General features: G+C 38.5%; 12 protein-coding genes. 4 read left to right on the forward strand and 8 right to left on the reverse strand.

Annotated features, from left to right (window positions below; genetic code table 11):
• Nucleotides 1-175: 175 nt before the first annotated feature.
• The 4 genes from AABJ44_RS14615 to AABJ44_RS14630 form a co-directional block, all read right to left on the reverse strand.
• Nucleotides 176-2,224, reverse strand: coding sequence for a beta-1,3-glucanase family protein (locus tag AABJ44_RS14615; RefSeq protein WP_074644212.1), 2,049 nt, complete (start codon nt 2,222-2,224; stop codon nt 176-178).
• Nucleotides 2,225-2,347: 123 nt separating this feature from the next.
• Nucleotides 2,348-3,373, reverse strand: coding sequence for a GGDEF domain-containing protein (locus AABJ44_RS14620; RefSeq protein ID WP_338369755.1), 1,026 nt, complete (start codon nt 3,371-3,373; stop codon nt 2,348-2,350).
• Nucleotides 3,374-3,428: 55 nt separating this feature from the next.
• Nucleotides 3,429-4,076 carry a YczE/YyaS/YitT family protein gene (locus tag AABJ44_RS14625; RefSeq protein ID WP_338369756.1) on the reverse strand — a complete coding sequence of 216 codons (648 nt, stop codon included), beginning with the start codon at nt 4,074-4,076 and terminating at the stop codon, nt 3,429-3,431.
• A 2-nt stretch (nt 4,077-4,078) separates the two neighbouring features.
• Complete coding sequence (locus AABJ44_RS14630; RefSeq protein ID WP_338369757.1) at nt 4,079-5,866, reverse strand: hypothetical protein; 1,788 nt, start codon at nt 5,864-5,866, stop codon at nt 4,079-4,081.
• Nucleotides 5,867-6,052: 186 nt separating this feature from the next.
• Between AABJ44_RS14630 and AABJ44_RS14635 the strand changes: the two genes are divergently transcribed.
• The 4 genes from AABJ44_RS14635 (at nt 6,053) to AABJ44_RS14650 (ending at nt 11,272) form a co-directional block, all read left to right on the forward strand.
• Complete coding sequence (locus AABJ44_RS14635; protein ID WP_338369758.1) at nt 6,053-7,330, forward strand: endo-1,4-beta-xylanase; 1,278 nt, start codon at nt 6,053-6,055, stop codon at nt 7,328-7,330.
• An 80-nt stretch (nt 7,331-7,410) separates the two neighbouring features.
• The gene (locus AABJ44_RS14640; RefSeq protein ID WP_338369759.1) at nt 7,411-10,569 is read left to right on the forward strand and encodes a DNA translocase FtsK; all 3,159 of its coding nucleotides are present in this window, start codon (nt 7,411-7,413) and stop codon (nt 10,567-10,569) included.
• Between the two features lie 18 nt (nt 10,570-10,587).
• Nucleotides 10,588-10,848 carry a hypothetical protein gene (locus AABJ44_RS14645; protein ID WP_338369760.1) on the forward strand — a complete coding sequence of 87 codons (261 nt, stop codon included), beginning with the start codon at nt 10,588-10,590 and terminating at the stop codon, nt 10,846-10,848.
• Nucleotides 10,849-10,939: 91 nt separating this feature from the next.
• The gene (locus tag AABJ44_RS14650) at nt 10,940-11,272 is read left to right on the forward strand and encodes a hypothetical protein (protein WP_074644193.1); all 333 of its coding nucleotides are present in this window, start codon (nt 10,940-10,942) and stop codon (nt 11,270-11,272) included.
• A 207-nt stretch (nt 11,273-11,479) separates the two neighbouring features.
• Here AABJ44_RS14650 and AABJ44_RS14655 read toward each other — a convergent pair whose 3' ends face one another.
• The 4 genes from AABJ44_RS14655 to AABJ44_RS14670 form a co-directional block, all read right to left on the reverse strand.
• A complete protein-coding gene (locus AABJ44_RS14655) occupies nt 11,480-11,800 on the reverse strand; it encodes an immunity protein Imm33 domain-containing protein (protein WP_338369761.1) in 321 nt (106 codons plus the stop codon).
• Nucleotides 11,797-12,324, reverse strand: coding sequence for an ankyrin repeat domain-containing protein (locus tag AABJ44_RS14660; protein ID WP_338369762.1), 528 nt, complete (start codon nt 12,322-12,324; stop codon nt 11,797-11,799). Before AABJ44_RS14660 ends, AABJ44_RS14655 begins: the two co-directional genes overlap by 4 nt.
• Nucleotides 12,314-13,162, reverse strand: a complete 849-nt coding sequence (locus AABJ44_RS14665; RefSeq protein ID WP_479681742.1) for an RHS repeat domain-containing protein — start codon at nt 13,160-13,162, stop codon at nt 12,314-12,316. Before AABJ44_RS14665 ends, AABJ44_RS14660 begins: the two co-directional genes overlap by 11 nt.
• Before the next feature lie 287 nt (nt 13,163-13,449).
• On the reverse strand, nt 13,450-13,986 hold the full coding sequence (locus AABJ44_RS14670; protein ID WP_338369764.1) for a hypothetical protein: 537 nt from the start codon (nt 13,984-13,986) through the stop codon (nt 13,450-13,452).
• Between the last annotated feature and the right edge of the window lie 278 nt (nt 13,987-14,264).

Genomic DNA, 14,264 nt, shown 5'->3' on the forward strand with positions numbered 1-14,264 from the left:
AAATCATAAATCGTCTTTTAAAGAATTGTCAACAAAATATTTGATTTTTGTAGGGGTTTTTACTTATTTTACACTATTTGTTTGTAAATTCGGTGTACATACTTAAATGTGAGAAAAAGCCGTCCGATTTTTCGGGCGGCTTTTTCAAGAAAACTAAAGAGTTTCCATATTTAGATTAAAAACCAAGTCTTACAACTACACCACGAGCATTTGTAGTGAAGGTTGTAGCACTCTGGTCATTTACATCGTCATAGCAGAAGCCATATGCAAGACCGCCGCGTTCGCTGTGATCATGCCAGAACTTTGAATAGTAGTTACATGGACCTGCATTGTAATATGCTGCAGCATTATTCCAGTATGCATCTGGTTCCATGTGAGCAACGTGACGGTTAAGAGCTGCACAAATCCAAGCTTCAAGAGCAAGTTCCATAGGATTTCCGGAAGCGAGAACTCCGTAGCCTTCGAAAACTTCACTTGTAGTTGGCTTACCGCGGATTACATAAGTCTGACCTGCAGCTGCAATTGAACCGTAAGCTTCGATACAGCGGAAATAGAGATTTGTTCCGTCACCAGTAAGAATAAACTTTCCCTGTGGATGAGTTACAGTCTGGCTCTTAGAAGCAATTGTGTTCCAGGTCTGTGTAACGTAATCATTAAAGTAATTACCGTAAGCACCACCAGTTCTGTTATCAAAAGCACCCTTACATGGAGCAAAGATTCTGTATTCACTTGCAAGAGTCTTGAACTCAGCTGGCATTTCTTTCTTGAAGTAATCCCAGATAACTTCACGCTTTGTTGAAATACCAGTCTGCTGAACACGACCATCATTGTCATAAACATTCATAAGAACAGGGAAACCAAGCTGATCTACCTGAGTTGTATTTACCCAGAAACCGTTGTCCGTTACTGTATACTCAAGCCAGTCAAAATATGTTTCGTAGTTAGCATCTGAAGGATTGCTCAAAGAAGGAAGAACTACACCGTTGCCATTTCCCCACATTACAAGAGGCTTACCGTAAGAGTAGTAAATACGTCCTGAGTGAGAGAGAGGAATCTGGAAACCAGAGTACTTTACATCAGCAAGTGTGTACTGCCATGCAGAAGAATCAGAAGAGCCGATTGGAATAAGAGCTCCGTCTGGACGTGCATAACACCATACATTGTTCTGATTCATACAGATGATGTAGATGTAAATCTGATTATCTGCAAATTTTCCGCGTGTATGATTCTGGAACTGATAAGTTACCTTCATTCCCTGTTTACGTTCTACAAGAGTATCGTTTGTATCAATTGGGATACCTCTGTCACCTGGCTGTGGCTGAGGCTGTGGTTCTGGATTTACAGGATCTCCGCTACTATTAGAAAGATTAGTAAGTTCCCAAAGCTGAGCGTCTGTACCATTCCATGTCCAAGTCTGAACGTTTGCACCGTCTTCTACAGAAGCAGCACTTACATCAAGAGCAAGATTAGAATAAGCATTTATGATTTTGTAGTAGGAACCTTCTTTAGTGATGTACCAGTCCTGATTTCTGTTATTGAGGTCAGTCCACTGAATAACATTTGTACCATCAGTTGTTCCCCAGTTAGCTGCATCAAGTGCAAGGTTAGAATATGCATTTATGATTTTCCAGGTGCCGTCAGAATTCTGGCGCAAAATCCACTGCTGGTTTGCCTGATTGTCACCATACCCCCACTGATGAATGTTAGTACCAGGAGCTGTCTGCCAGTTATCATTGTCCAGGGCCTTTCCAGAACATTTAGCAAGAATTTTATAAGTAGCACCTGAAACAAGACCAGAACTGTTTTCTACAGGAGCTGGAGTTCCCTTTACAGTAACTTCAATACCTTCTGCTTCTGAACGTCTTCCATTCTTTACAGCAGCTACTGCAACTACATGATTTCCAGCATAGCATTCAATTTCTACCTGCTTTAGAATTGAAGTTTCATCAACTTTTTTTCCATCAAGATAAATATACCATTTGTCTGGCATAACGGAAGGACATCCCCATGCAAGACGAATCAGATTATTCTCTCCAACATCAGCTACAAGACCAAAAGGAATTGCAATTGAAGAATCTATTGAAACAGATCCATCAACCGAAACACTTCTCGAAGCTGAAAGTACAGTTTCATTTGAAACATCATACCCCAGATTTGAGCACCCGCTAAGGCTCAGCGCAATAGCTGCAACTCCCGCACAAATAGCAATTCTTGCTTTTTTCACAAAAGACCTCCAAATTTTTTTATGGACTTTTTCTCCATAAATCATGGTCTCATTGAATTTTTGTGCCGTCAATTCGCAAAAATTTCGGTATATACCTATTATTTTCTGTTATCAGGGGATATATTACTTAACTACGCAGTTTTTACCGTTACGTTTTCCGTAATAAAGGCGGTCGTCAGCATTGCGGATTACCAGTTCATAATCTGTAAGATTTGTTCCGGTACACATACCAACAGTAACTGTAACTTTTATTTTTTGATTATCAAATTCAACAATATTGTTTTCTATTCTTTTTCTCAGATAAGTAAGATGTTCATAAGCCCGAATTTCATCTGTTTGAGGCATGTATAAAACAAATTCTTCCCCACCCCATCTGACTGTAACAAATTCATTATCATACGATTCTTCTATTATTGAACTTACAGCTTTTAAAACTGCGTCTCCTGCTTGATGACCATAAGTATCATTTACCTTTTTGAAATCATCAATATCAAAAATTGCAATCGTATATTTGTTTTCATTTTCAGTTTTATTACGCTGCATGATATGTTCAAAAAAGCGGCGGTTAAAAAGCCCCGTCATCAAATCATGATCACTACAATAAGTCAGTTTTTCATTAGCAGCATTCATCTCAAAGAAATACAGATTTGAAATATAGAACATTGTAAATAGAGTGATGCAGAGATTTAATAATCCGATTTCCTGTTTACATTCATCTGTTACAGGAAGATATTCCGGAAAGATACATATCTGTTTGATGTGAATAAAATAAATGGCAATTGCATAAATAATGCCACATCCCTGAAAAATCTGCTTCATTCGCCTTTTTGGAGGAAGCAGATAATAAACTGAAGAAATCATTCCAACTACATAAAAGATATAAAAGAATGATCCTCCAGAAAATAATTCACTTGTTAATGAAAAAGTCAGAATTTCAAAATATGTAAAAATAATGTAAAAATCTTTTTCTTCTTTATAACTGACAATTACAATTGAATAGAAAACTGTGCTTAAAATATTCAACATTGAAAGAGGAACTAATCCTACGAAAAAAAATAAAACGGAATTACCTGCATGCACCATAAAGCACATAATCAAAAAAATCCAGGTCTTTTTTTTCGAAAGATAATCAAGAAATTTTTCGCACATAGAAACTCCCTTAAATATATTTTAACACAGTTTCTATATAATTCATAAAATTTTTTTATTTATTCAAAATTGGTCTTGCACAGTGAACATTAAAGAATTCAATGAGAGGTCCCATGAAAAAGGCCGTAATTATTGTACCAGCACCTGCAATTGTGATAATGGCTCTTGCAGCTCCACCAGAAAGCATGAAAAGTACTACGCCGAGAATTACACAAACAAGGTCAGTAATAATGCGAACGTACTGGAATTTTCCTTTGTGCCAGGTATTTACGACAATAAGAGCAACCGCATCGTAAGTTGAAACTCCAAGATCTGCAGTCATATAGAAAGCTGAACCAAAGCAGATGATTACAACACCAATCACAAGACACGCAATTCTTACAGGAAGAGATGGATCAACTATTACAGTCTGAAGATATTCATAAGTAAACTGTGTGATATATCCAAGTAAGAACAGATTAATGAAAGTTGCAATTCCAATATAGTGACGGTCAAAAATCAGCATGAAAATGAAAAGCACAGCGTTCGCAATAACATACAGCGTACCAAACTTAATTGGTACGAACGCATCCAGTCCTGCCATAAACGACTGAAACGGATCTACACCAAGTGCTGCAATTTTGAAAATACCAACACTGATTGCACAGATGATTACACCAAATAATGACATTAAAATGCGTTTAACAAGATTCTTCTTATCCATAATTATTCCTTAATTTCGAAAAAGTCAAACTCTCCCGGAGTTGCACGACCGTAGAAAACCGTTTCTGAATTTGCTGCGTTATCGTCCGGTCCCTCTTTTACATACAGCGGCTTATAAACCTGTGGCTTAAACATTTCTGGGCGGTCGCTGTCTGGAATGCGGACTAATTCCTTTACACGGCCCTTAATATGCACATGGAACTCCTGTGGAGCACAGCCATCCCAGGCATAGCAGTAAATACCAAAGGTTTTGTTGTCGTAAGTAAAGAGTGATACACCGCTGCCACCGTCAATCCAGATGCCTGTAGTGTCGAGTTCACGACGGATTGTTGTAAGAACCGGAGCAGGAAGGTCGTAAAGCTTAGAAGGCATTTCTGGAATTGAAAGTACCGTAAAACGTCCCTTGCCATAAGTATCGTAACAGAGGATACTCTCATGGTATTCACCGTGACCCGCATTCATAATAGACCAGGTTGCATTGTTACGGTGCTCAAGCAGAGGGAACTCTATTGACTGAGCTGATTTCACATAGTTTTTGAAATGTGGAATTTCAGCTGGTGTCTGGAACTCATCTGCAGAAAGAACGCGATTTGTATAAGTTACGCTTGTAAGTTCGGAGATCTCCGGATATTTCTGCAAAGCACCAATCATAAAAGACGACGTCGCAATTGCGTGACCGCCGGCCTCAACAAACCGCCGCAGCTTTCCGACAATCTGCGAATCCTCGAGAGCCGCCGCAGTTACCAGTACTTTGCGCGAAGCGCCGACCTCTGAGAACTCCGGAAATTCACAGCATGGCTCCATCGGAACTCCGACCATACCAATAAAATCCTCAATATGGTCATCACCCTGAGAATTAAACGGAATATAAGTCTTCAAACCGCAAGGTTCACCAAGCCGTCCCAAAATCCTATCCAGCTTGTCATACATAAAGCCAAGCGGAGTTGCACGTTTATTTCCTGCAATAGAAGGCCAGCAGAACATCATAATTTCCTTTGGCTTAGCAAATGCAGTCAGATATGCCTGCTCAAGGTAAGTATCAAATCTGTCGCAATCATAAGGATCGAACCAGCCGCCACCATTACGGCCTGGTGCAACACTTTCAAAATAACGCATCAGCGAATATGAAAGATATCGCGGCAAATGCTGATCCTGTTGAGCTCCATGACGGGTTTCTGTTCCAGTGTAAATTGAATCAAAAATCTCACGCTGCTGACCCGGATTATAACCGGTTTCCTGGAAACTCTCGCGCCAGTTCGGATATTTGATGATTATATGAACCTTCGGATTTACCTTCTTGGCCGGCCCGATAATAAGATCTCGGGAAACTTCCATCATCTTTGCAAGACGGAATTCCTTCCACGAACGATTACCCTTTTCGCGGATACAATCCTCACACATACACTGTGTAAAGAAAAAGTCATCTATAATGAATTCATCAAAAAGACCTGCAGTATATTCGCTCACTTCCTTAAGACGGGCACGCATCGGCTCATTACAATAACAGAAAGTATTAAACAGACGTTGACGCTTTTTATCGCTCTCATTCAGATCTGGAGTTACAGTTGTAATTCCGCCGGAAACTTCAATTCCGTAATCCTTCATTACGCGCTTTATCATTTCAATCTGTTCACGGGAAGCAAACTCATCACGATAAGTTTCAAGGTAAATCTTATCGATTTTCACATATTTCTGAAGAAAATCTGCATCTTTGCGAAGCTGTTCTTCAGTTACGCGGTTTACCCATGCAGCCACACAATAAGTTACGGTCTTGAAATTTTTATAAAACATAGCAGGCTTAAGCTCCTAAAAAATGATAAATATATCACGGAATTTTAAAAAATTATAACACGGAACTTTTATAAATATTGAAATCTTCTCTATATTTCTAGTAAGTTTTTTTTACAATTTTTTTACACGCCCATTATATAAAACCTCAATTTTTTGTGTACAATAATGATTAATTCGAGGTTATATATGTTTCATAGAAAAGATTCAGCAAAATTCAGAGTTCTCGACAGCAACGGAAAGCCAGTCGCAAATACAAAGGTTCATATCAATCAGATAAATCATGAATTTTTGTTCGGCTGTGGTGCTTTTGAAAGCCTTCCGTACACTCATGGACAAGCTGTACACAACGGTACCGGTGCACCTCTTCCAACAGGACCAGACGGCAAACAATACACCGAAGAAGAACTCATAAAAGAACATGATCGCCTCGAAGACCGCATGAACAAATGGCTTGGTCTTTTCAACTATGGAACCCTTCCTTTTTACTGGGGCGGCTATGAACCCGAAGAAGGAAGCCCTCACACAGATCAGCTTATGGCTGCTGCCAAATTCCTTAAGAGCAAAGATGTAACCGTAAAAGGACATCCTCTCTGCTGGCATACAGGCTGTGTTCCATGGCTTATGGAATATGACAATGAAACAATCCTCAAAAGGCAGCTTGAACGTATTCACCGCGATGTAGGCAATTTCAAAGGCGTAATTGATATGTGGGATGTTATCAATGAAGTTGTGATTATGCCTGTTTATGATAAATATGATAACGCAATTACCCGAATCTGTAAGGAATATGGCCGCGTTGGACTCGTAAAAAAGGTTTTTGATGCAGCACAGGAAACAAATCCAGATGGAATCTTCCTTATTAACGATTTTAATCTTTCTGAGAAATACGAACAGCTCATTACAGACTGTCTCGATGCCGGAGCTCCAATCAAAACAATCGGACTTCAGTCGCATCAACATCAGGGAGTGTGGTCTCTCGAAAAAACAGAAGAAATTCTGAGCCGTTTTGAACATTTTGGCCTTCCAATTCACTTTACAGAAAACACAATTGTTGCGGGTCCTCTTGTTGCACCGGAAATCACCGACCTTCAGGATGCACATTATAATGATGATGATTCAACTCCAGAACTCGAACAGAAGCAGGCCGAAAATCTCGAAAGAATGTACCGCAACCTCTTTGAAAATCATCCGCTTGTCACAGCAATCACAAACTGGGACTTTGGCGACGGAGCCTGGCTCAATGCCCCAAGCGGCGTAATTCGTAAGGACGGAAGCCTTAAACCATCATATAATGCCCTTCACCACCTTATAAAAGAAGAATGGCACACTGAACTGGACGCAACAACCGACGCAAATGGCTTTATCACAATTGAAGGTTATAAGGGAAAATACGAAATTTCCAGCAGTGCCGGCAAAAAAGCGACATTTGAACTCAGTAAAGGCGGCGATATTCAGCTCATTTAGAGCTTTCCATCCCTTTTCTGTGTCTTTTTATTACTAATAATTTCTCTAAAATCTTTTTTGATTGTTCCGATAATGGAACTATGAGAGCATCTAATAAGTCTAGTATCATAACCGGAGTCGTTTTGCTCGCGCTGGCGGCCCTTTTTACAATCAGTTTAATTCTTCTGCCACTGGATTACGGCGTTGCCGGTCCAGGACATAACAATATTATTTACTTACTCGGAGACATGCTGTATTCAGTATACGGATTCTGCAGCATTTTGATTCCATCTTTCCTGCTTGTTTCAGGACTTTCATGCTTTGCTTCTAAGTGGACAGCACGCAAAACACTTCGCCTTTTAACAGCACTTATTCCATTTTTTACCTGTGTTGTTACAGAAAGCATTATACGTTCAATTGTAAAGGTAGATCATTCTCCTTTTGCCATTGCTAAAATCCTCATTGCGCTTGTAACTGGCGCTATGTTAGTTGTAATTGAATATCTCGGAACTGGAATTATAGCTGATCGTCTTAATCATGGCGGCTTTAAAAATCTTAGAAAGAAGCCTTTAAAAGGCAAAGATTCCGCAGATGATATTCTTTCTGATGTTGAAGATATTTCAGAACCTGAAGAGACATCAGATGAAGCAGATACTGAACTTCCAGAATTCAAAAAACTTTCAAAACTCAAAGTACCAAAGGACACTCTTTTTGGTAAGTTGAAGAAAAAGTTCAAGAAAGCTGATGATGAAGATGATAACGATGAAACTGTAGTCTCAAAACCAACAATTTTTGATGAAATTCTTGATGATGTTGAACCATATGAGGAAGAACCAGCTGCAGAAGAAGAAACTTCAGTAGAAGAGCCTGTTGCAGCTGAAGCCTCTTCCCTCACACAGGAAGAATTTGCCGCCCTCACAACACCAGCCGATGAACTGGAATGGCCGGGACTTCCTCCACAGCCAAAGAATCTTCCTCCAGAATATGATGCAGATTTCGATGAAAACGATCCTGCCTTGGAATTCCCTCCAAAAGATGACAATACAGACGATACAGTAGTTGAAGCTGTTGAAGACGCACAGCCAGTAGCTCCAGAAAAACCAGCTTCTGACGATAACAATGACCCATACGCAACAACACGCTATATAGACTCAGTTGTGGAAAATCCTCTTTATCCTCATAAAATCGTGATAAACGATGATCCAACCCCTGCTGAAGAACCGGAAAAAAAAACTCCAGCTCAACCAGTAACTGAAAAACCTAAATATCCTACACGCATCCAGCTTCAGGATGATGCAGTTTTTGAATCAAAAACAGAACCTGCTATCAATACAAAGCCAGCTATTTACAATAAGCCTGCAGAAGATGCTAACGAACGTGCAGTTGGTTCATATTTTGAAGATGAAGTTGATGAACCAAAAATCGCAACAAAAGAAAATCTCTATAATTACTTTGAGAATGTAGATACTAAAAAAACAGCTCCAAAGATTGAAGACCCATATCAGGCCGAAAAGAATCAGGTTTCTGAACCTGACGAAACTAGCACAGCCGTAGGGGACGACCATCAGATCTTCTCACAGCTTGCCCAGCAGGAAGAAACACAAGAAGAAGTAAATATCTCAACCGCCGCAGCAAGCGTATTTGCGGCAATGGATGCAGATATCAGAAAAACCATGCCGACAAAAGCACCTGCAGCTAACGCTCAGAGCTCAAACCCAGCCTCTGCAAACAATCTCACAAGAGATGAACTTTCAGATTTCTTCAATGCCCAGCAGGAAGAAAACACACCTAAAACAAAAGAAATCGCCGCAAATCCACCAAAAACACATCGTGCCGCAAAGAAAGGCCCTTATGTTATTCCTTCAGATTTGCTCACAGCATACAAAGATGACCAGTACTGGATTATCGACGATGCAACAAAACAGGCTTCACTCAACCTCAAGCAGACCCTCTCAGAGTTTAATATCGAAGCCGACATCATCGGAATCAAAAAAGGTCCGGTTGTTACAATGTTCGAAATCCTTCCGGCACCTGGCGTAAAACTCAGCAAAATCGTAGCCCTTCAGGATAACATTGCACTCAGCCTTGCAGCACAGTCAGTCCGCATCGTAGCACCAATTCCTGGAAAGCAGGCCGTAGGTATTGAAGTTCCAAACAGAAACCGCTCAGTAGTCGGCTTCCGTGAAATCATAGAAATGGACCTTCCTGAATGGAAGAAAATGGCCGTTCCAGTAGTACTTGGTAAAGACATCCTCGGAAAAGCTCAGCTTATCGACCTTGTAAAAACACCACATATGCTTATCGCCGGTGCAACAGGTTCCGGAAAATCCGTTTGTGTAAACTCTCTGATTCTTTCAATCCTGTACAAGAGAAGCTTCGAAGATGTAAAGATGATTCTCGTAGACCCTAAAGTAGTTGAGCTTAAGCTGTACAATAATATTCCTCACCTGCTCACTCCGGTTATTACAGAACCTAAGAAGGCACTTCAGGCCCTTCAGTGGTGTCTGTGTGAAATGGAACGCCGCTATGCCCTTCTCGACAGCATGGGTGTACGCGATATTTCTAACTACAATGCAAAAATCAAACAGCAGAAAATCTGTACACAGAAACTGCCTTATATTGTTGTTATTATTGATGAGTTTGCAGACCTTATGGCAACAAGCGGTAAGGAGCTCGAAAACATCGTAGCCCGCCTTACAGCAATGAGCCGTGCCGTAGGAATCCACCTCGTACTTGCAACACAGCGTCCGTCTGTAAATGTAATCACAGGTCTCATCAAGGCAAATATCCCAACCCGAATCGCATTTATGGTTGCCAGCCGTACAGACTCTAACATCATTATCGATACAGTAGGTGCCGAAAAGCTTCTCGGCCGCGGTGATATGCTTTACGCTTCTGCAGTTGATCCTGCTCCAATCCGTATCCAGGGAACATTCGTAAGCGATCAGGAAGTAGAAAATGTAGTAACCGCAGTAAAAGATTACGGCGAACCAGACTACATCGACGAAGAAATTTTTGTTGAAGATGAAGAAGACGAAGCTCGTGACCTCTTCGGAGAACCAATGAGCGACGACGATCCGTTGTACGATCAGGCCCTCGAAATTGTAGTTCAGAGTGGAAAAGCCAGCGCAAGTTATCTCCAGCGACGCCTTAAAATCGGTTACAATCGTGCTGCACGTCTCGTAGAAGAAATGGAAGAGCGTGGAATTGTAGGCCCTGCAAACGGTGCTAAACCTCGCGAAGTAATTCATATTCCATAATAAATAACCGGGGTCCCAATGATTCTTGCAATTTTGTGCTTTATAGCCGGTGCCGCACTTATTGCCATCGGCATATACTTTCTCACTCCAGGCTTCCAGAGCAAAACAAACTTCCGTCACACAAAAGCAATCAGTTATGTTGCACTAGGACTCGGAGCTTTAACCCTCGTCTGGAGCTTTATGCTGTTTACCTTCCCACAGGCACAAGCCGCACTCGCATTAGTTTACATGTTCCTTTTACTGGGAGCCGTTACCGCCTTGATGATTTTAATGAAATAAAACTCCAGACAATTAGTAAATCAAAACACCGAATTTTTTTTACTTTTCAAACAAATTCACTTATAATTTAAATATAGGAGTAAAAAAGTATATGAATTCAATGTTATTAAACATCATCATTCAGACAATGCCAAAAACAGATGCCAATAATTTTGAAGATTCCCGTCTGATTGTTAAACCAAGACAAAAATGGAAGGAAGACGGTTTCAAAGGACTCATAATTCTTCTTTTATGTCTCGCCGCAATAATACTTACAGATAAAGTTCCTGTTCCATATTTAGGAAGCATTTTCTTCATTGGAGGCTTCTTCGGACTGCTATACACCTTAATGTTCACCATCCGCGGCTTCATGGTTTACAAATACTACTATGATATTTACAAAGAAGAAGATTTAAAAAAGCTCGACGAAAATTATTCAAAATAGATTTTTTTTAAGAGGGGAAAGCCTTCCCCTGTCTCCAGCCCGCTCCGCGGTCTTCCGCCACCCCTTCCAGCGGGGGCGGAAATCACAGAGTTCTGTGCCCCCGCAACGCCCCAATAATTCATTTTGTAAATCCACAGTCTGAAAATTCAAATGTATTTTCATTTACAGTTTTGTCTATTTCCCCATAATTATATATTTGTATATATTTCAACTAACTAAAGCTTTCCCTGTTTTTGTATCAATAAAGTATTTTTTATTATTTTCATTACACAAGGTTAATTCAGTTCCAATAGGTAAATCAAAAATTGAATCTATAAAAGGCTCAAACTTTACAACTGTTTCCCATGCACAAATAGTAAGATTTGCACTTTCTGCTAGATACTCTTCTGTGTCGTTTTCAGAGAAAAAACGCCAACCATTATCTATATCATTTATTGAGTTCTCTCTTACACACCATTTTAAGCGGCCATAACCTTCTAGAATATTTTTTGAAACTACCGCCCCTCCTAAATTACGCTGATTTTTCATAAGTTCTCCAATTTCTTTTTTATATTATCCCATCCATTATTAATAATTAAATTTCTAATACTAATACCGGCATTATTTTTTATATCAAAATCTTTAATTCGTACAATGCATTTTTCTATGAATGACATTACTTCTGGTGTACGGACTTTATAAGATTCAAGCAATAATGTAAAAAAAGCTGTATTTCCAAAAACGTTATCTTTCTGGATTAATGATACATCCTTTTTCAATAAAATTTCACCTATTTCTACTGCTCCTTCATATCTAATGTTTGAAGCAAGAATATGAAATTCATTGTATCCAAAATTAGTCACAACATTCACCTTAGCATTATTCATTAATAAAAAACGGGCAATATCAAATTTTCTTTGGGAGATTGCATTTTCTAATAATGAGGCACCATTCACAGTTTTGATATCTATTACGTCTTTCAATTGTTCGTTATTTAGTTGAATTTTTTTACATAAATCTTCTACTGTCCCGAATCTAACTATTGTTGAATAATCTGCATTTTTAATTTCCATAAATCACCTCATTCATATTTATGACCTCTATTGGTCCTTTTGCATAAGGTGGACGACTATTTGAATATGGCTTTTTAACTTCATTAACATTTTTATTCTTAGAAAACTGTTCTTTAAATGTTGCAATTATTGATCCTAAATTTTCAGCACTTTTATAAGCTACAAAACTGTCTATTAGACTTTCTCCAATTGCATCTAGTTTATACATAAAAGATGCAAAATATTGTTTATTCTGTGCTGCTTCATTTGAAGAATTAAAATAGTCTTGTCCAAAATCAAGATTGAACAATCCGCTTATATTATTATCAATTTGTGGACAGATTATGTTATTCCATTTTCCGGTATTTGAATATCCTTGATTCTGTAATGCATAGTCTGTTTCCAAATTAAAACTGTTATAATAATCAACAGTATTTTTTTCAGATTGCGTTCTTATTTGATAAGCATAATCATCTCTAGTAGGAGAAAGACCTTGCCAATCAACAAGTACAATTGGATTCACGTTACAATAATTCCACCAATTGACACCATCACGGATCGGATCAGAAACTGTAAATCGTCCAAGTTCACTGTCATACCAGCGGGCATTGAAATAATACAGACCGCTTGCCTTAACAAAGAACTTACCGGTGTAACTTGGGGTAAACTTAGAATCACCCTTTTCATTCAGAATACTTCCGATAGCTTCATAACCTGCTTCCCAGACTACAGTTCCGTTCTCGTCTGTAACAACTTCAGTTGTACCCAGGTGGTCAATATGATGATAGTATACCACACCTTCGTTTACTTCGCACCATAAAGTTGTGTTAGCCCAGATGTAAGTTGTTTTCTTTGCGATATTGGATTATGGCGGTTCCCGTCTGCTTCGCAGCCGGTCGCTTCTTCCCCACCGGAGCATTTTGCCGGCTCAAAGCCGTCGCTCCCTAGGTGGCCGCCTTCGGTGCAGCTCCACACGCTAACTTTTTTTTACTTTACCGAAGAAAATACACTCCCCGTTAAATCTGAATGTATTTTCTTCGTAGCTCAAAAAGCCATGTCTGTTTGAGTTACTTACATAATGTCAAAGAACTGATTTTACATATATAATGGTTATATGTATGTATGAATTAATCAAATTTAAAAAAATTAAATCTTATCCAATGGAACAAAATACATATTCTCTGAAATTTCATTTATTCTTTTTTCTTTGCGAGTTATTTTATCTCCATTATTATCATATGGATGAAAATAAAATTCATAATAAATAAATGAATCTCCTCCTAATCTATAATCATAAAATTCGATTTGATTGGAATACATTATATTAAACTTAGTATAAAACAAAAATCCAGCAGTCCCTTGTATTGGTATATGTGAACGTTTTTTTGGATACTTTGCAAATATTTCATTTATTGAATTTTTGTTTGGATCCCAAATCTCACCATTTTGTCCTTTTGGTGAATAACCATATTGAAGAGCAATATTACCCGCAAAAAAGGAACTTGTTGAATTTGAATTTAAAAAAATTAAATTATAAATCTGTCCTGAAAATATAATTCCAATAAACATTAACAGGAAAGAAAAATCTATTATTATTTGTTTCTGAAATATAAATCCACTAATCAGTAGAAATATATAAGGAATCAGGCAAATTACCCCTCCTAAACGCCTTCTAATTACCATAATGAATCACCCTTAAGGGAAGAAGTATCAATTATTCCTGACCCAAGAACTTTTTGAGATTTTGTTTTATTATTTTTCAACATTTTCTTAAGAACATAAATTTATCTTTTGTATATTTACTCAAATAATTCTTTTATAAAAAAACTTGGCATAAATATATATTGAAGCAAAAATAATAGATACTATAATAATAGTGAATAATTTTGCCTCCTTTGAAGGTATTTTTTGTATTCTTAATTGCATATACGATAATGCTAAACAAACAAAATACCCAATTA

Source organism: Treponema bryantii, assembly GCF_036492245.1.
Lineage (GTDB): Bacteria > Spirochaetota > Spirochaetia > Treponematales > Treponemataceae > Treponema_D > Treponema_D bryantii_C.